The sequence below is a fragment of the Saccharothrix espanaensis DSM 44229 genome, from assembly GCF_000328705.1.
Classification (GTDB): domain Bacteria; phylum Actinomycetota; class Actinomycetes; order Mycobacteriales; family Pseudonocardiaceae; genus Actinosynnema; species Actinosynnema espanaense.
In genome coordinates, this window is sequence record NC_019673.1 from 4,356,853 (window position 1) to 4,373,318 (window position 16,466).

Annotated in this window: 16 protein-coding genes; 5 read left to right on the forward strand and 11 right to left on the reverse strand. The window is 72.2% G+C overall.

What is annotated here, in order from left to right:
- The first annotated feature begins 33 nt into the window (after positions 1–33).
- Positions 34–459: a hypothetical protein gene (locus BN6_RS19240; RefSeq protein ID WP_041313288.1), complete on the forward strand. Its 426-nt coding sequence runs from the start codon at positions 34–36 to the stop codon at positions 457–459.
- A gap of 48 nt (positions 460–507) precedes the next feature.
- Here the strand turns inward: BN6_RS19240 and BN6_RS19245 are convergent, their stop codons facing one another.
- The 3 genes from BN6_RS19245 to BN6_RS19255 all read right to left on the reverse strand — a co-directional run bounded on the left by BN6_RS19245 (position 508) and on the right by BN6_RS19255 (position 3,320).
- Complete coding sequence (locus BN6_RS19245; protein ID WP_015101376.1) at positions 508–1,530, reverse strand: aliphatic amidase; 1,023 nt, start codon at positions 1,528–1,530, stop codon at positions 508–510.
- Positions 1,530–2,153, reverse strand: a complete 624-nt coding sequence (locus BN6_RS19250; RefSeq protein ID WP_015101377.1) for an AmiS/UreI family transporter — start codon at positions 2,151–2,153, stop codon at positions 1,530–1,532. The genes BN6_RS19245 and BN6_RS19250 overlap by 1 nt, the downstream gene beginning before the upstream one ends.
- 84 nt (positions 2,154–2,237) lie before the next feature.
- Positions 2,238–3,320 (reverse strand): substrate-binding domain-containing protein, encoded by a 1,083-nt coding sequence (locus BN6_RS19255; protein ID WP_015101378.1) that lies wholly within the window; start codon positions 3,318–3,320, stop codon positions 2,238–2,240.
- A gap of 81 nt (positions 3,321–3,401) precedes the next feature.
- On the opposite strand from BN6_RS19255, the gene BN6_RS19260 reads away from it, so the two are divergent.
- Positions 3,402–3,797, forward strand: a complete 396-nt coding sequence (locus BN6_RS19260) for a MarR family winged helix-turn-helix transcriptional regulator (RefSeq protein WP_015101379.1) — start codon at positions 3,402–3,404, stop codon at positions 3,795–3,797.
- 238 nt (positions 3,798–4,035) lie between these two features.
- Here BN6_RS19260 and BN6_RS19265 read toward each other — a convergent pair whose 3' ends face one another.
- From BN6_RS19265 to BN6_RS19280, 4 genes are all read right to left on the reverse strand, one after another.
- The gene (locus BN6_RS19265; protein WP_015101380.1) at positions 4,036–5,679 is read right to left on the reverse strand and encodes a dipeptide ABC transporter ATP-binding protein; all 1,644 of its coding nucleotides are present in this window, start codon (positions 5,677–5,679) and stop codon (positions 4,036–4,038) included.
- Complete coding sequence (locus tag BN6_RS19270; protein ID WP_015101381.1) at positions 5,676–7,349, reverse strand: ABC transporter substrate-binding protein; 1,674 nt, start codon at positions 7,347–7,349, stop codon at positions 5,676–5,678. The genes BN6_RS19265 and BN6_RS19270 overlap by 4 nt, the downstream gene beginning before the upstream one ends.
- 83 nt (positions 7,350–7,432) lie before the next feature.
- Entirely contained in the window at positions 7,433–8,428 is a 996-nt protein-coding gene (locus tag BN6_RS19275; RefSeq protein ID WP_015101382.1) for an ABC transporter permease, read from the reverse strand.
- Positions 8,428–9,297 carry an ABC transporter permease gene (locus BN6_RS19280; RefSeq protein ID WP_015101383.1) on the reverse strand — a complete coding sequence of 290 codons (870 nt, stop codon included), beginning with the start codon at positions 9,295–9,297 and terminating at the stop codon, positions 8,428–8,430. The genes BN6_RS19275 and BN6_RS19280 overlap by 1 nt, the downstream gene beginning before the upstream one ends.
- A gap of 402 nt (positions 9,298–9,699) precedes the next feature.
- Here BN6_RS19280 and BN6_RS19285 point away from each other — a divergent pair, with 402 nt between their 5' ends.
- Positions 9,700–10,401 carry an MOSC domain-containing protein gene (locus BN6_RS19285; protein WP_015101384.1) on the forward strand — a complete coding sequence of 234 codons (702 nt, stop codon included), beginning with the start codon at positions 9,700–9,702 and terminating at the stop codon, positions 10,399–10,401.
- 50 nt (positions 10,402–10,451) lie between these two features.
- Here BN6_RS19285 and BN6_RS19290 read toward each other — a convergent pair whose 3' ends face one another.
- The 3 genes from BN6_RS19290 to BN6_RS19300 form a co-directional block, all read right to left on the reverse strand.
- Positions 10,452–10,880, reverse strand: a complete 429-nt coding sequence (locus BN6_RS19290) for a PPOX class F420-dependent oxidoreductase (RefSeq protein ID WP_015101385.1) — start codon at positions 10,878–10,880, stop codon at positions 10,452–10,454.
- Between the two features lie 73 nt (positions 10,881–10,953).
- The gene (locus BN6_RS19295; protein WP_015101386.1) at positions 10,954–12,549 is read right to left on the reverse strand and encodes a DHA2 family efflux MFS transporter permease subunit; all 1,596 of its coding nucleotides are present in this window, start codon (positions 12,547–12,549) and stop codon (positions 10,954–10,956) included.
- Positions 12,530–13,150, reverse strand: a complete 621-nt coding sequence (locus BN6_RS19300) for a PadR family transcriptional regulator (RefSeq protein WP_015101387.1) — start codon at positions 13,148–13,150, stop codon at positions 12,530–12,532. Before BN6_RS19300 ends, BN6_RS19295 begins: the two co-directional genes overlap by 20 nt.
- 240 nt (positions 13,151–13,390) lie before the next feature.
- Here BN6_RS19300 and BN6_RS19305 point away from each other — a divergent pair, with 240 nt between their 5' ends.
- Entirely contained in the window at positions 13,391–13,879 is a 489-nt protein-coding gene (locus BN6_RS19305) for an RrF2 family transcriptional regulator (RefSeq protein ID WP_331712639.1), read from the forward strand.
- A gap of 17 nt (positions 13,880–13,896) precedes the next feature.
- Entirely contained in the window at positions 13,897–14,292 is a 396-nt protein-coding gene (locus tag BN6_RS19310; protein ID WP_015101389.1) for a RidA family protein, read from the forward strand.
- Between the two features lie 37 nt (positions 14,293–14,329).
- Here the strand turns inward: BN6_RS19310 and BN6_RS19315 are convergent, their stop codons facing one another.
- On the reverse strand, positions 14,330–16,141 hold the full coding sequence (locus tag BN6_RS19315; RefSeq protein WP_051075647.1) for a PLP-dependent aminotransferase family protein: 1,812 nt from the start codon (positions 16,139–16,141) through the stop codon (positions 14,330–14,332).
- Between the last annotated feature and the right edge of the window lie 325 nt (positions 16,142–16,466).

Below are 16,466 nucleotides of genomic sequence, written 5' to 3' on the forward strand. Positions count from 1 at the left end.
GCTGTCCGGGTGAATGCGGTCGTTGTGCGTCACGTGACCTACTGGCCGGGGCCGGTCGGCGGGACCGTCGTGATCATGGCGAACTCTGGTCGGCTCGCGCACCTGGTGGCGTGGGGGTGCGACGTGTGGGTCCGGCGGCGGTGGGACCTGTGCGCGGTGGTGTGCTGGCAGTTGCTGCTCGCGCAGTTCGGCGTGGGGTGCTTCGTGGCGCGCGCCCTGGTGGTGGCGCTGTTCCGGGACCGGGGTGGTCGGTCGTGGTGGCAGCGGCTGGCGGCGGTGGACGTCGTGGAGCTGGCGTTGGACGCGGCGGGGCTGCCGGGCGCGCTGCTGGCGCAGTGGGCGGTGCTGGTCGTGTGGCTGCACCGGAAGGCGGCACCGCGCCGCAGGGCGGGGCTGCGGGGTGGGACGACGTGGCACGGGGGAGTGGTGCCGCGCGGAGGGGCGACCGGTGCGACGTGACGGACCCGGCCGTCCGGAGTGGACTGCCGGGTCCGTCGCGGACAGGGGTCAGGAGGTGGGCACGTCGCCGACCGGGCAGTCGGCCACGCCGATCGTGTCGCGGGTGATCGCCTCGACGTTCTCCTGGGCCTTGGTCGCGTCGTTCACCCAGGTCTTGTAGAAGTCGAACGGGCAGTCCGCCACGCCCTTCGCGCCCTCGCCCGCGGCGTGCACGCCGGTGTAGCCGCGGTGCAGCAGCTTGAAGAGGTGGTTCTGCGACTGGTCGAAGTGGCGGGCGTCGCGGATCGCGGACACCGACAGTTGCGCGTACTGGATACCGTACTCCTCCTCGCCGGTCTCGCCGAGGGTGCGGCCGTCGAAGCCGATGATCGCCGAGTGGCCGAAGTAGGAGTACACGCCGTCGAACCCGGCGGCGTTGGCCACCGCCACGTAGCAGTTGTTGGCCCACGCCATGGCTTTGGCCATCAGCACCTGCTGCTCCTTGGCCGGGTACATGTAGCCCTGGCAGCGCACGACGAGCTCCGCGCCCTTCATCGTGCAGTCCCGCCAGATCTCGGGGTAGTTCCCGTCGTCGCAGATGATCAGCGAGACCTTGAGGCCCTTCGGGCCGTCGGTGACGTAGGTGGTGTCGCCGGGGTACCAGCCCTCGATCGGGCACCACGGCAGGATCTTGCGGTACTTCTGGACGATCTCGCCGGCGCTGTTGATCAGCACCAGGGTGTTGTACGGCGGCTTGTGCGGGTGCTCCTCGTGGCGTTCGCCGGTGATGGAGAAGACGCCCCAGGTGTCGGCCCGGCGGCACGCCTCGGCGAAGATGTCGGTCTCCTCGCCGGGCACGGCGGCGGCGGTCTCGAACATCTCGCCCGGGTCGTACATGATGCCCTGGGTCGAGTACTCCGGGAACACCACGAGGTCCATGCCGGGCAGGCCGGTCTTCATGCCCACCACCATGTCCGCGATCTTGCGCGCGTTGTCCAGCACCTCGGCCCTGGTGTGCAGCCGGGGCATCTTGTAGTTCACCACCGCGACGCCGACGGTGTCGGGACTGGCGGAGATGTCACCGTGTCGCATCAGCTCTCCTTGGCTAGAACGGGTTGGGGGACGAAAGATGCGCGCGAGGCCAGCACGGCGGCCAGCGCCACCAGCGCGACGGCGAGCACGGCCGCGAGCACGCCGGTGCCGGCGTCCGAGCGCAGCGAACCGGTCATCGCGAGGAACGCGGGCACGGTGCAGGTGGGCTGGCTCAGCAGCACCACCGCCCACCCGGTGAACCGGGTCAGCCGCTGCTCACCGAGGCCGAACACCAGGAAGAACAACGCCCACAGCAGGGCCCACGCCAGCCAGATGACGCCGAACACCGGATCGCCGTTGCGGAAGAACGAGATCCCGGCGTACACCACGGCCGCGCCCGCCACGAACAGCGAGAACCAGCCGATGCCCTCGGGTTCGAGGCCGGCCAGCGCGCCGATGCCCACGTACAGGTAGGTGAAGCCGAACAGGTAGAGCCCGGACGCGGCGAGCACCGCGTCCGCGTTCCCGTCCGCCTGGATGATCAGCACGGTCGGGGTGACGCACTGCAACGCGCCGACGAGCAGGTTCAGCGCGGCGGCGGCGCGGGCGGGGACCCGGCCGAGCAGCACCAGGCCGTTGAGCAGCAGCACGGCACCGACGTAGAGCAGGCCGACATCGCTCATCGCGCCTCCCTATTAGCACCACTTGTAATATTTTCAAGTGAACGTAAATGGCCGCACGGGGTCCGTCAAGGGGGTGCGGTGGGTTCAGCGCCCGGGGCGGAGCCGGGTGATCACGTCGAAGTCGTAGCCGTCCGCGACGGCCAGGTGCACGTGCTGGTCGGCCTGCGGCCCGCGGAACCGGACCGTCCCGCGTGGACCGTCGTAGGCCACGCCGTCGATCGCGGCGTTCAACTCGGGCAGGCCCGCCGTGCCCGCCCGCCGCACCAGGCTCGCCATCGTGCGCAGGCCCTCGTAGCAGGACTCCGCCGCGTTGTTCAGCGCCGGCGCGGCCGGCCCGTGCAGGCCGACGTAGCGGCCCAGCAGGTCCATCGCGTCGGCGTTGACCATCGACCGGAAGTACGCCGCCGACACGAACAGGTTGCGCGTCGCGTCGCACCCGCTGGCCAGCAGCATGTTCTCCTCCATCAGCGGGCTGAACCGGACCAGCCGCTCGTGCAGGCCGCGCGCGGCGAACCGCCGGTTGAACTCGACCGCGTCCTGGCCCACCAGCAGCATCAGCACGCCGTCGCACGAGGACCGCTCGACCTGCCCGATCACCCGGCTCATGTCGGCGGTGCCCAGTCGCACGAACGCCTCGCCGGCGATGCGCAGATCCAGCTCGTGCGCGTACCGGCGGACCGCCGCGGCCGATGTGTGCGGCCACACGTAGTCGTCGCCGACCACGAACCAGTCCCGCACGCCCGCGTTGTCCCGCAACCACTCCAGCGCCGGAGCCAGTTGCAGGCGGGGCGTCTCGCCGCAGCAGAAGATGCCCGGCCGGCGTTCGCCACCCTCGTACAGCGAGGTGTAGATGTAGGGCACGCGCCCGGCGACGACCGGCGCGATCGCGTTGCGCACCGACGAGATGTGCCACCCGCTGACCGCGTCCACCCGGCCCTCGGCCACCAGGTCGCGCATTCGCGCCGCCACCCGCTCGGGCGCGTCGCCGCCGTCCACCACCTCGACCGAGACCTCGCGGCCGAGCAGGCCGCCCTCGGCGTTGAGCTCGCGCGCGGCCAACTCGGCGATCGCCTCGCAGGACGGCCCGAACAGACCGGCCGGACCCTGGAGGGGGACCACCAGGGCGACGCGCCAGTCGGCGCGGGTTCGCGAGGCGATGCCTGCCATCCGGACAACTCTCGACCCTCGGCTGTTGCTTTCAGCTGAAAGTCTTACAATCGGTCGCAAGTTCCGCAAGAGGGAGGGTCTGTGGGCGAGCCGCTGACCAGAGCGCTCACCAGGGCGGTCCGCACGGTGACCGGCCACGTCGAGCAGGTGCTGCGCCCCGAGGGGCTCACCCTCGACCAGTGGCTGGTGCTCGCGGCCCTGGCCGAGGAGCCCAACCTGACCATGACGGAGCTGACCGCCCGCACCCCGGCCAGCGGCCCCACCGTGACCAGGGTGGTGGACAAGCTGGTCAGCACGGCGGCGGTGTACCGCGAGGTCGACCCCGAGGACCGCCGGCGGGTGCGCGTCTACCTGAGCCCGCGCGGCCGGGCCCAGCACAAGCGGCTGGCGGTGAAGGTGGCGGAGGTCGAGCGCGAGCTGCTCGGCCAGTCCGACGCCACCGTCCTGGAACTCCTGCACCGCCTCGCCGACAGCTGACGCCGCCCCGCCCCGGCAGCCCCAGGGTGTCGTTCTGGTGCTCGGCCACGCCACCTCGGCGGTGTCGGTCGCACTCCGCGTCGTGCTGATCTTTACCGGGGACCGGTGTCGCCCGGCCTCCGGACCGGGCTGCCGCTGACGGCGATCGCCGCCGCGCACCTCTCCGCCGGTTGCCGGGCCGGGGCGCGAAGACCCCGGCCGAGTACGCCGCCGCCGTCCGCGCCCGGCTCGACGCGGGCTAGCCGGTGAGCTCCCGCCACCGGGTGTGGCGCTCTCGCTGCACCACCGGGTCGGCGACCGGTGCGGCGGCGATCAGGCGGGCCGTGTAGGGGTGTCGGGGTCGGGTCAGCACGTCGGCCGCCGGGCCCTGCTCCACGATCTCGCCGTCGCGCAGCACGGCCACCCGGTCGGCCAGCCGCTCGACCACCGCCAGGTCGTGGCTGATGAACAGGCACGCGAACCCCAACCGCTCCTGCAACGACCGGAACAGGTCCAGCACCCGCGCCTGCACCGACACGTCCAGCGCGCTGGTCGGCTCGTCGGCGATCAGCAGCGCCGGGTCCAGCACCAGCGCGCGGGCGATCCCCACCCGCTGCCGCTGCCCGCCGGACAGCTCGTGCGGGTACCGCGACCGCAGCGACACGTCCAGCTGCACCAGTTCCAGCAGCTCGTCCACCCGCCGGTCGGCGTCCACGTCCCGGGGGTGCAGCAGCAGCGGCTCGGCGATGGTGCGGGCGATCGTGGCCCGGGGGTTGAGCGACGAGGTCGGGTCCTGGAACACCACGCCGACCCGCCCCCGCGCGGCCCGGCGCTCGGCCCGCCGCACCGTCGACAGGTCCCGCCCCGCGACCACGACCCGCCCGGACGTCGGCGAGCGCAGCCCGGTGACCACCGACGCCAGCGTGCTCTTGCCGGACCCGGACTCGCCGACCAGCCCGAGCACCTCGCCGGGCTCGACGTGCAGGCTCACCCGGTCCACCGCGCGCACGGCGGACCGCCCGAACCGCCCGCCGTAGACCACCGTCACGTCGTCCACCACCAGCGCCGCCTTCGCCGACGGCACGGCCGCCGGCAGCGTCGACACCACGGCCTCGTCCAGCGGCGACAGCGACACCACGGCGGAGAGCAGCTCCCGCGTGTACGGGTGGCGCGGCCGGGCGAACAGGTCGAGCACGTCGCCCTGCTCGACCACCTCGCCGTCCTTCATCACCGCCACCCGGTCGGCCAGCCCGGCGACCACGCCCATGTCGTGCGTGATCAGCAGGATGGCCACGTCCAACCGGTCGCGCAGGTCGCGCAGCAGGTCGATGATCTCCGCCTGCACGGTGACGTCCAGCGCGGTGGTCGGCTCGTCGGCGATCAGCAGCGCGGGCTCGCACGCCACGGCCATCGCGATGACCACGCGCTGCAGCTGCCCACCGGACAGCTCGTGCGGGTACGCGCGCAGCCGCTGCTCCGGATCGGGCAGGCCGACCAGTTCCAGCAGCTCCACCGCACGCCGCCGGGCGCGCGACCGGCTCCACGGCCGGTGCGCCCGGACCGCCTCCACGAGCTGGTGGCCGATGGTGAACACGGGGTTAAGCGCGCTCATGGGTTCCTGGAACACCACGCCGACCCGGCCGCCGCGCACGGCCCGCAGCTCGGCGGGGCTCATCCGGTAGAGGTCCTGCCCGGCCAGCAGGGCGCTCCCGGACAGCACGGCGGTGTCGGGCAGCAGCCGCAGCAGCGACATGGCCGTCACGGTCTTGCCGGACCCGGATTCGCCCACCACGGCGAGGACCTCGCCGGCGGCCAGGGACAGCGTGACGCCCCTGACCGCCGGCCGGTGCCCGCCGCCGAACTCCACCGTGACCTCGCGCAGAGCCAGCAGCGGTGCGGTCACGAGGTCAGACCGACCTGGAGGTAGTTCGGGTAGGCCGGGAAGTCCGCGATGAACAGGTTGGTGACCTTCGACCCGCGCAGGAACGAGTTGCGGGTGTAGATCAGCGGCACGATCGGCGAGTCCTGGAGCACCAACTTGTCGATGGCGGCCCACTTCGTGCCGGCTTCGGCCGGGTCGACGGTCGCCTGGGCGGCGTCGATCAGCTTGTCCACCTCGGGGTTGCGGTAGCGGGACAGGTTGTACCCGCCGCCGCCGATCTCCGAGGACGCGAACAGCGGCTGGATGTTGGCGTTGGCGCTGGGGAAGTCGGGCTGCCAGGACGCCAGCGTCAGGTCGAACTTCGCGGTCGGGGCGACGCTGGTCTCCTCGGTGTAGGCGTCGCCGTCGAGGGTGCGGATGGTGGTCTGGATGCCGGCGCGGGCCAGTGACGCCTGGAGCGCCTGCGCCTTCTCCGGGGCGTTGTTGGTCTTGGCGACCAGGAAGTCGAGGTTTTGCAGGCCGTTCGGGAACCCGGCCTCGGCCAGCAGCTTCTTCGCCTTCTCCGGGTCGCCCGCGGGCGGTGCCGGGAACAGGTCGAACCTCTCCCGGCCGGGGATGCCCTCGGTGATCAGCGTGGTGGCGACGTCACCGGCGAGCTGGGCGTTGCCCGCGGACGCGATCTGGAACGAGGTCTTGTCGACCGCGTACTGGAACGCCTCGCGCACCTTCGGGTTGTCCAGCGGGGCCTTCTCGGTGTTGAGCGCCAGGTAGGCCAGCGCGCCGGACTTCGACGTGACGACGCGCTGCTTGGCCGAGGCGTTGCCGGACAGCTGGGCGAGCTGCGCGGCGGACACGAACGACGAGCCGAACGCGGACTTGTCGTCGCCGGAGTCGGCGGTGAGCCGCTGGGAGACCACCGACGCGTCCTGGCCGAGCTGGAAGACCACCTCGTCGGGCAGGCCCGCGCGCACCTGGTCGGTCTTCTCGTCCCAGTGCGGGTTGCGGGTCAGCTTCGCCTCGACGCCCTTCTGGTACTTGGCGAGCTGGTACGGGCCGGACGCGACGGGGTGCTCGGCGTAGTCCGGCTCCGCGCCCTTGCCCTTGGGCACCGGGGCGAACGCGGGCGTGCTGACCACCCACGGCCAGTCGCCGTAGGGCCGGACCAGGCGGAACCGGATGGTCCTGGCGTCCGGGGTCTCCACGCCCTTGAGCTCGGCACCCTCGAACGGCCCGCGGTAGTCCGCGCCGCCGTCGATCAGCTGCTTGTGGTAGCCCAGACCGCCGGAGACCGAGGGGGCGAAGGACCGCTCGACGCCCCACTTGACGTCGGCGGAGGTGATCGGCGTGCCGTCGCTGAACTTCAGGCCCTCCTGGAGGGTGAACGTCCAGGTCTTGCCGCCGTCCTCGGTCTTGCCGACGTCGGCCAGGTCGGGCACGACCTTGGCCTGCTCGCCCGGCTTGTTGTGCCACGCGGTCAGCCTGCGGTGCACCAGGGCCAGCGAGGTGACCGCGAGGCTCGCGCTCTTGGCCGGGTCGAAGTTGACCGTCTGCCCCTCGGACAGGACGCGCAGGGTGCCGCCGCGGGTCGCGGCCGCCTGCCCGGCTCCCTGCGGCTGCTCGTTGGCGCCGCAGGCGGTCACGGCCAGGGCCCCCGCCAACGCGGCTGCCACGGCCAAGCGACTTCTGGTCATGTCGGGTGTCTCCTCGGGTTCTTCGTCAGCCGGTTCTCGTGGAGCCGGTGGTCGGGGGCGGTCGTTCGGCGGGGGTGGGCCGGTCAGGTCAGGCGGGCCCGGGGGTCGAGCGCGCCGTAGCAGAGGTCGACCACGACGTTGGCCGCGACGATGAGGAAGGCGGCGAACAGCGTGCAGCCCAGCAGCACCGGCAGGTCCCGCTGGCCGACCGCGTCGATCAGCAGCCCGCCCAGGCCCGGCAGGCCGAACACCCGCTCGGTGATCACCGCGCCGCCCAGCAGCGTGCCGAGGTCGACGCCGAACACGGTGACGATCGGCAGCAGGACGTTGCGCAGCGCGTGCTTGCCGACCACCTTGGTCTCGGTCAGGCCCTTGGCCCGCGCGGTGCGGATGTAGTCCTCGCCGAGCGTGTCCAGCATCTGCGCGCGGGTCAGCCGGGTGTAGACGGCGGCGTGCGAGAACGCGAGCACCGCCCAGGGCAGGGCCAGCCGCCACGCCCAGTCGACGGGGCTGGTGGTGAACGGCACGTACCCGCCCACCGGCACCACGTCGAGGGTGAACCCGAACAGCAGGATGCCCAGCAGCCCCACCAGGTAGACCGGCGCGGACACGCCCGCCACCGACGACGCCAGCGCGATCCGGTCCCACGCGGTGCCCCGGCGCAGCGCGGCCACCACGCCCGCGCCGACCCCGGTGACCAGCCACAGCAGCGCCGCGCCGACCGCCAGCGAGACGGTCACCGGGAGGCGCTCGCCGATCAGCGTGAGCACCTCGGTGTTCTGCGCGAACGAGTAGCCGAAGCAGGGCGCGTCGCAGCGGATCGCGGTGGGCCCGGAGCCGAACGTGCGGCCGGTGAACAGGCCGCCCGCGAAGTCCAGGAACTGCCGCCACCACGGGTCGCCGTAGCCCATGAACTCGCGGGCCAGCGCCAGGTTCTGGTCGGTGCACGGCCGGCCGCAGGCTTGCAGCGCCGGGTCGGCCGGCACCAGGTAGAACACCGCGTACGTGCTCAGCGCCACCAGGAACAGCACCAGCACCGCCCCGGCCAGCCGGGACCCGACGAACTTCGCGGTACCCATCAGCGCAGCACCGCCGTCCGCGGGTCGAGGGCGTCGCGCAGGCCGTCGCCGAGCACGTTGAACGACCAGGTGGCCAGGAACAGGGCCGCGCCGGGGAACACCAGGAACATCGGGTCGGTGGCCACCCAGTCGATGGCGGCGCTGATCGCGCGCCCCCAGCTCGGGGTGGGCGGCGGGATGCCGAGCCCGAGGAACGACAGCGCCGCCTCCAGCCCGATCTTGCCGGGGATGGACAGCGTGGACACCACGATGATCGGACCCCACAGGTTGGGCAGCAGCTCGTGCCGGAACACGTGCGCCGGTCCGGCGCCGAGCGACCGCGCGGCCGAGACGAAGCCGCGGGTGCGCAGGGTGAGCGTCTGGGCCCGCACGATCCGGGCGATCGACGGCCAGCCGAAGAACCCGATGACCAGCACCAGCAGCAGCGGGCGCGGCACCTCGCCGGGCACCACCGCGGCCAGCGCGATCATGAAGACCAGGTAGGGGAAGCCGAGGATGACGTCCGCGCTCCAGGTGACCACCCGGTCCAGCGCGCCGCCGAGGTAGCCGGCCGTCGCGCCGAGCAGCACGCCGATCAGCACCGACAGCGCGGTGGCGGCCAGGCCGATCAGGAACGACGTGCGCGCGCCGTGCGCGACGATCGCGAACAGGTCGCGGCCGGTCAGCGGCTCGACGCCGAACCAGTGGTCGGCGCCGACCCCGCCCAGCGGCCCGGCGGGCGCGCCGGTCGCCGGGTCCAGCGCCTCGGTGCGGTAGGTGTAGGGGTCCTGGCCCTCGATCGCGGTCCAGAGGTCCGCGCCGACGGCGAGCAGCGCCAGCAGCGCGATGGTGACCGCGCCGGCCAGCGCCCAGCGGTCCCGGCGCAGCATCGAGCGGACAGCCGACCAGGACGAGCGGACGCCCGGGGCGGGAGGGGATTCGGACACGTGCACCTGTCTTCGCCGAACGGGTGAATGCCGCTCACCTTAGGTCGCTTCGAAATGGTTCGAACCTACTCCCACTGCGTGGGATGTGTGATCGAGGCCGCTTCGCCTTGCCTGCCTTGGAATAACTTCCGGAAAACAGATCATCCACTGTGGAGTGTCGGACGCCGATACTTCTGCGGTGCGTCGCACCGCTCCGGGCCCGCCGCGCGGCCCGGCGGTTGACCGGCCCGCGCGGCCTGTGCCAGCATCCGGGGGAGGGTCGAGAGGCGCTGCGACGGACCTGGTCCGCCACGCTCGACCCCGTACCGGGCAAGAAGGGCGCCTCCGTGCGAGGGGGAGGCGGGTGTGTCCACTGTGTCCACTGTGGTCGGTCGGGTCGCCGCACTGCACCGGTACCCGGTCAAGTCGATGGCGGGCGAGCCGCTGGACCACGCCGACGTGGCGTGGCACGGGCTCGCGGAGGACCGGCGCTGGGGGTTCGTGCGGGAAGGCCAGACGCGCAACGGCTTCCCGTGGCTCACCCTGCGGCAACGCCCCGAACTCGTGCGCTACCGACCGAGACTGGCCGAAGGCACTGTGGTCGTGCGCACACCGTCGGGGCACGAGCACGACGTCGCGGACCCGGCGTTGGCCGCCGAACTCGGCGGCCGGCCGATGAAGCTGGACCGGGGCGCGTTCGACTCCGCGCCGGTGTCGTTGATCACGGCGCGGAGCGTGGCGGCGGTCGGCGCGACCGACGAACGCCGGTTCCGGCCCAACGTGCTGGTCGACGCCGAGGGCGAGTTCCCCGAAGCCGCGTGGGTCGGCGCGGCGCTGGCGATCGGGCAGGCCGTGCTGCGGGTGGACCGCGAGGACCGGCGCTGCGGCGTGGTGTCGGTCGACCCGGACACCGGGCGGCGCGATCCGGCCGTGCTGCGGGCCGTCGCGACCCTGCACGACATGACGCTGGGCGTGTACGCGTCGGTCGTGAAGCCGGGGCGGATCTCGGTGGGCGACCGGGTCGTCCTGGTCGCGGACCGCGCGCGGGCCTTCGCCCAGCTGTGGTGAGGGCGCGCCGGCGGTTCGCCGCGAGCGCTCCGAACCGCCGGCCCGCCGGGTCAGTCGAGCTTCGCCCCGTACACGTGCTCGACCGCGATCGTGATCAGCACCCGGCGGTCGGAGACCATCACCGAGCGGTACTCGTCCCAGTCCGGGTGCTCGCCGGCGGCGGCGCGGTAGTAGTCCACCAGGGCTTCGACCTCGGGGCCGTGCGGGTCGGTGCCGGGACCGCTCAGCCTGGCGGTGCCCTCGGCGGTGGCCCAGGCCCGGCCGTTCGCGCTGGTGACCTCCAGTGCCGTGCGCGGGTCGCGGCGCAGGTTCACCGCCTTGGCCAGGCCCTCGCGGGTGGACACCAGGATCACCTCCGCCGACCGGTCGTAGAACGGCGTGACGGGGGAGAGCTGCGGGCGGCCGTCGGCCTTGATCGTGGCCAGGACGCCGAGCCGGCTCTCGGCGAGCAGTGCGCGGGGGTCGAACGACGAAGTCATGCGCCCATGATCGACCTTCACACCGGTGTGAGGTCAAGCCGGGATCCCACGGCGGCGGGACCCCGGCTCGGCCTCAGGTCCGGGCCGTGACCTCCGGCCGGGGCGTCACCCGGCGCAGCATCGCCGCCGACACGATGCCCAGCAGCAGCACCGCGATGGGCAGGATCAGGGTGGTGCGCGCGGCGTCGGTCAGCCCGGCCTGCACCGCGCCCGACGCGAGCCGCCCGGCCAGCTCCGCCACCTCCGGCGGCAGGCCGGGGATCGCGGCCTGCCCGCTGCCGGAGCCGAACTCGCCCGCGCCCGCCGCCGTGTTCGCGATCGCCTCGACGAACGGCGCCCGGTACTGCTCGGGCAACTGCGCCGCCGCCGCGGTCGCCTCGTCCGTGACCGACGTGCTGATCCGCGCCTGGAGCAGCACGCCGATCGCCGCGCTGCCCAGCACGCCGCCGACCTGCCGCGAGGTGTTGAAGATGCCGGACGCCGTGCCCGCCAGCTTCGGCTCCACGCCGTTCATCGTCAGGTTGCTCATCGGCGAGAAGATGCAGCCGATGCCCACGCCGCACACCAGCAGCGCCGGGATGAACGTCCACGGGTTGCTGTCCGGCCGGGCCTGCAACGCGATGGTCCCCATGCCCAGCGCGAGCAGCGCCAGGCCGCCCATCACCAGGTACCGGCCGTCCACCCGGTCCGACGCCCGCCCGACGAACGGCGCGACCACGCCGGAGAGCAGCGACATCGGCGCGGTCAGCGCGCCGGCCATGGTGGGGCTGAGGCCCAGCACGGTCTGGATGTAGATGATCAGCGGCAGGAACATGCCGGTCATCGTGAAGCCGACCGTGGCGGCGGTCAGCGTGCCGGCCGAGAAGTTCCGGTTGCCGAACACGGCCAGCGGCATCAGCGGTTCGCTCTTGTTGTAGCGCTGCCACAGGACGAACGCCACCAGCAGCACCACGCCCGCGCCGATGATCTCGAAGACGGTGATCCCGCCGGCGACCGTGCCCCAGTCGTAGTGCTCGCCGTTCTGCACGCCGAACACCACGCAGAACAGGCCCGCCGCCGACAGCACGATGCCCGGCACGTCGAACGAGTGCGAGTGGCGCGGCTGCCAGTCGGGCACCAGCAGCAGGGTCAGCACGATCGCGACCACGCCGATGGGCACGTTGACGAAGAAGATCCACTCCCAGCCCAGGTGGTCCACCAGCACGCCGCCGAGCAGCGGACCGGTGATCGTGGCCAGGCCGGCGACGCCGCCCCACATGCCCATCGCCGCGCCGCGCTTGGCGGGCGGGAACAGGTGGGTGATGAACGCCAGCGTCTGCGGCGTCATCAGCGCCGCGCCCAGGCCCTGCACCGCGCGGGCGGCGATGAGCATCGAGACGTCGCCGGACAGGCCGCACCACAGCGACGAGGCGGTGAACACGACCAGGCCGGCGAGGAAGATCCGCTTGGGGCCGAACCGGTCGCCCAGCCGGCTGGTGAACAGCATCGGCACGGCGTAGGTCAGCAGGTAGACGCTGATCACCCAGACCACCGAGTTGAGCCCGGTGTCGAGTTCGCGCAGCATGTCGGGCACCGCGATGGACACGATCGTGGTGTCCAGCAGGATCATGAAGAAGCCCAGGCAGAGCGCTCCGAGCGCGGCCCACGGGTTAGCTTGTCTTGCGTTCATTGTTTTCCTTGACGATGAGGCTGAGCGTGGGCGTGCACTCCTGGAACGGGATGCGGCCGGTGCGCAGGTCGTCGATGAGCTGCTCGGTCCACGCGAGTTCGAACGCGCGCTGCGCGGTGGCGTACCGCCAGTCCAGCCAGTAGACCTGGGGCGTGCCGTCCTGCTCCAGTCCGGCCAGGACGGTCTGGTCGGAGGCGATCATCGCGCGCAGCCGCAACACCCGGTGCTCCAGTTCGAGCAGCGCGATGTCCCGGCCGAGCTCGTCCACGACGGCCAGGCCGCTGAGGTAGAGCGGGTACTCCTGCACGACGTCGCCGAGCAGTTCACGGCCGCGCTGCTCGAACGCGTCGCGGCCGGCCTCGGTCATCGCGTACACCGTGCGCTCCGGCCGCCGACCGTCCCGCCGGGTGTCGACCACCTCGACGTAACCGTTGTCCTGGAGCCGTTCCACGGTGTGGTAGAGCGATCCGGCCCGCACCTTGACACGCGTGTCGACGTACCGCTCGCGCATCAGCTGCGCCATCTCGTACGGGTGCATCGGCCGCTCGTGCAGCAGCTCCAGCACCGCGATCCCCAGTGGCGTCAACTTGGCCGCCGCCATCCGCCCGCCTTCCCGCCCACTCCGATTATTCCGCGTGGACTATACGACGCGGGCTAATGGTGCGCGAGGGACGGTGGCCGGCAGCACACCTCCACGGTGCGGCCTGTCGGCGGACATCGCACGGCGAGAGCCCGGCCGGACGCGGCGACCCGCGAGCTATGTCCACTTCCGTGCCCGCCTGTCTCTTTCACGCTTCTTGTTCGCCTCCTGGGGCGGGACCCGTTGCCGAAGCTATTCTGGATGTCTAGTATCCAGAACATGCGGATGAGCGAGGGCGTCGAGTGGGCGGTGCACTGCTGCCTGAACCTGGCGTGGACCGGCCCCGACCGCGCGCTCACCGCGACCCGGCTGGCCGCCTACTACGACCTGCCGGCCGCGTACCTCAACAAACAGCTCCAGGCCCTGGCCCGCGCCGGGATCGTCACCTCGACCCCCGGCCCGCGGGGCGGCTTCCGGCTGGCGCGGCCCGCCGCGTCGATCACCCTGGCCGACCTGGTCACCGCGATCGAGGGACCGGAGCCGGCCTTCCGCTGCGCCGAGATCCGCCGGCGCGGCCCCGGCGCGACCGCCGTGGACGACACCCGCTGCGCGGTCGACCAGGCGATGGGCCGCGCGGAGCTGGCCTGGCGGCGGGAACTCGCCGGCCAGGCGTTGAGCGACCTGATGGCCACCGTCGACCGCACCGCGCCGGACGCCCCGGAGCGGGCCCGGCGCTGGTTCGCCACCTGACCCGGAGGAACTCCCCGATGCCGCACGAGATCATCAACCCCGACGACCTGCACGACCCGGTCGACTTCGGCTACAGCCACGTCGCCGCGACCTCCGGCGACCTGGTGTTCGTCGCCGGCCAGTACGGCTCCGGCCCGGACGGGCAGGTGACGTCCGACGACTTCGCCGAGCAGGTCCGCCAGTCGCTGGCCAACCTGCGCACCGCGCTGCGCGCCGTCGGCCTCGACTACGCCCACGTGGTGCGCCTGGGCACCTACATCGTCGACCACGACGCGGACAAGCTGGCCGTGTGGGCCGGCGCCGTCGCCGAGATCTGGGGCCGCAAGCCACCCGCCCAGACCCTGATCGGCGTGGCCACGCTCGCGCTGCCCGACATGAAGTTCGAGGTCGAAGCAGTCGCCGCCCGCCCTTGAACGCCGGGATCCCGGACCTGGTCGGCCGGGTCCGGGATCACTGGAAGCCGCGGCCGGTGGTCGGCACCAGGGCCAGTGGGTGGACGTCGGTGGCGAACGCGGTCGCGGCGGTCGTCGGGCGTGGGTGGTGGACGGGGGTCGGGCGGTCGAAGGCTCCTTCGGTGAAGAGGTCTTCCATGAGCAGGTCGACCTTGTCCTCCGTCACCGACGGCATCACGAACACGTGGGCGTAGTGGCGTGGTTCGCCCGCGTTGGTGTTCATCGGCTGGCACGACAGGGACCACTTCTCGATGAGCCGGTCGTGCGGTCGGCGGAAGCGGACCGTCAGGGCCATCGGGCTGCGGTCCACGTACAGGCCGCCTTCGGGTAGGCGGTCTTCGCGGTCCAGGCGGTCTTCCAGTTCGCGCAGGGAGCTTTCCAGGTACCGGGTCGTGCGCAACGCCCGCACGGCGGCCGCCGCGTGTTCCCGGGTGGACTTGGACGCCAAGTGGTTCCACAGCACCAACGGCGACAGGCCGTTGCGCGATCCGGCGAACGTGGTGTCCGGCGAGCCCGTGTACGCGGGTGTCGCCGCCGGCTCCACGCGGAACTTGTTCTTCGTCATGAACACGCCGCACGGGAACGGCGCGCCGGCCCACTTGTGGCCGCTCATCACCAACGAGCCGACCACGTCCACGCCGTCGACTCGCAGCCCGAAGTCGAACTCGGGGACCTTGCCCTTCAGCTCCCGGTGCAACGCGATGGCCAGTTCGCTGGTGGGGTCCTCCTCGGCCGCCTGCCGCAGGAACGGCATGATCCCGGCACCCAGCGCCCCGTCCACGTGCACCCAGAAGCCGCGCCGGCGGTCGGTGCGCCCCGGCTCGAACTCGATCTCGCGCTCCAGCAGGCCGTGCTGCCGCAGGATCGGGATCAGTCGGGCGGCGACCTTCTCGACGTTGTCGTACGCGCCCTTGAACGTGGTGCCGAAGTTGAGCAGCAGCAGGACCGGGTGGCCGCGCTCGGCGAAGAACCGGACCAGCGCCTCCAGCTTGTCGACGTCGATCTCGCCGCTGCCGTCCGCGCCGCCCTTGGACGGCACCTCCATCGGCCACCGGTCGGCGATCGGGCACTGGCCCGGGTACTCGGTGGTGCCGATCGCGCCGAACGTGTCGATCGCCAGCGTCCGCACGGCCTTGATCACCGAGTAGTGGGTGTCCTCGGAGTAGAACGCCACCGGCCGGTAGGCGTTGCGCGGGTCGGCCGTCGGCGAGTCGCCGTCCCGGGCCGCCGGCACCAGCCGCGCGGGCGGCGCGGCCTGCACGTACACCATCTGCGACGTCGACGGGTCGGACCCGCCGTCGGGCGCGCCGATCAGCTTGCGCCCCGACAGGTAGTCACGCGCGGAGGCCAGCGCGTACAGGTTGCCCTCGGTCGACCCCATCGTCAGCACGTAACCCCAGTAGCTGTCGGGGTTCTCGGCGTCGTAAGGGCACTCCGCCCGCCACAGCGAGGCGTAGCGGTCCAGCACCGCGCGTTCCACGACCTTCGTGTTGGGTTTGTAGTTGCCCTGCTGGAACGGGTCGCCGACGTTGTTGAGGTGGAAGTCGAGGAACCGGGCGAGGTCCTGCTGCGCGTGCCCCATGTCCTGGTTGCCTTGGAAGCCCACCATGTGCTCGTGCTTGCCGACCAGGTACGTCTCCAGCGTGTTGAGCGCGCGCTTGCGCTGCTGCGAGGTCAGCCCTGCGGCGGGGATCTCGAACTCCGCGTCGTCGGGCTCGCCGTCCGCCGGGCGGGTTCCTCCGGCGGCGGGGTCGGGGTTGCGGGGAGCCGGGGCGGTGGGCGTCGAAGTCTGCGCTCGCGGTGCGCCCACCGCAGAGGTGTCCCATGGCGGTTTGTCCGGAACGGGCTTCGCCGGTACTGGTGTGGTGCGCGCCGGCCCGTGGTCGACGGGTTCGACGGGGATCGGCGGATCAGGCCACGTCGCGTCCGTGGTCGCGCTGCGCGGGCCAGGGTGCCGTTCCTCGCTGATGTGCCGGCTCATGCTGTCTTCTCCCGACCAGGGCTCGACCGTGCTCCGTCCGCCGGTCGACAGTGCCACGGGCGGTTGGGTGCACCCCAGATCGGCGCGGGTTGATTCGCCGGACCGTGGCACGGCGTCACCTGGGTGTCGCAACCGGTTCGTCGCGCGGGGTGAG